2 protein-coding genes are annotated in these 975 nt (G+C 49.6%); both read left to right on the top strand.

Features of this window, described 5'->3' with window-relative positions; genetic code table 11:
- Window positions 1-173 precede the first annotated feature (173 nt).
- Entirely contained in the window at window positions 174-494 is a 321-nt protein-coding gene (locus GM79_RS06745; protein ID WP_035561205.1) for a hypothetical protein, read from the top strand.
- A 26-nt stretch (window positions 495-520) separates the two neighbouring features.
- Window positions 521-975, top strand: a 455-nt coding sequence (locus GM79_RS06740) for a hypothetical protein (protein ID WP_035561203.1), incomplete at its 3' end; no start/stop codon positions are given.

The raw sequence follows: 975 nt of genomic DNA, 5'->3' as shown, positions 1-975 counted from the left end.
CGCCCCCCCCCGCCCGCTGCCCCCGCCGCGGAAGAAACTGAAGCTTCTGTGTAGCTTGCTCTGATATTTCTCCAAGCCCCGCCCCACGCCCGATAATGAAGAAACGGGGGCTTCTGAGGTGGCTTGCTGTAAGAAATAAGCCATTTGCAACTCAAGGAGTTTAGTTAGAAAACATGAAAATTATATCTCTTGTACTGTTAATTTCTTCACTCCTTTTTCTGCAAGCTAATGCGCAGAATGTCAAGGTTACTAGGGCTGCAATCGACAAGACAAAAAAGCTTCTAAAGGCCGAAAATAAGACAATGTACTCAGACCAAGTGGAGGAAATGTGGCTTGAATGCGCATCAACCGAACTCCTGAACTGGTACAGTACTGCAAATCCTAATGAAAAAAAGGCGTTTGAAGCTGCTAATGGTGAGCACCCAATCATTAATCAAAAAAAGAAGGCTTGTCTAAAATCTGTTCTGAATACTAGACTTGTTGCAGCGGCCTAGGCAATGAATAGTGTGGATATTTGAGCATGAAAATCTCCGTTCAAGACTTGAAAACACCTCGTCAATGGCGTTCTGCGTTGGGGTGTGATGCCCATCATTTCGAGCAACTTCTGGCGGTATTCCAGCGGGCCTATGCGGCGTTGCACGAGATGCAACTCGCTGAAAGGATGGTCATTCATCCCGCTGGAACGCGCATGAAGGATGAGGAAGATTTGCTTTTCTTCACCCTGTTTAGTTGCAAATCAGGACTGACTTATGACGTGCTGGGATTGGTCTGTGGCCTGGACGGGGCCACGGCCAAGCGCCGACAAGACGAAGGCTTAGCCGTGCTGCGGGAAGCACTCCGTTTGGCGGGTTGTTTGCCGGAACGCGAATTTCAATCCCCCGCCGAGTTGCAGCGCTATTTTTCTAAACGGCGGGCCGTGCTCGTCGATGCCACCGAATTCGCTACCCAACGACCAGCGGAAAAAACCGCGCAAAA

Origin of the sequence: Hymenobacter sp. IS2118, assembly GCF_000715495.1 — a bacterium.
Lineage (GTDB): Bacteria > Bacteroidota > Bacteroidia > Cytophagales > Hymenobacteraceae > Hymenobacter.
Note: the sequence above shows the minus strand (reverse complement) of the source record. Positions and strands in the feature narration are given on the sequence as shown.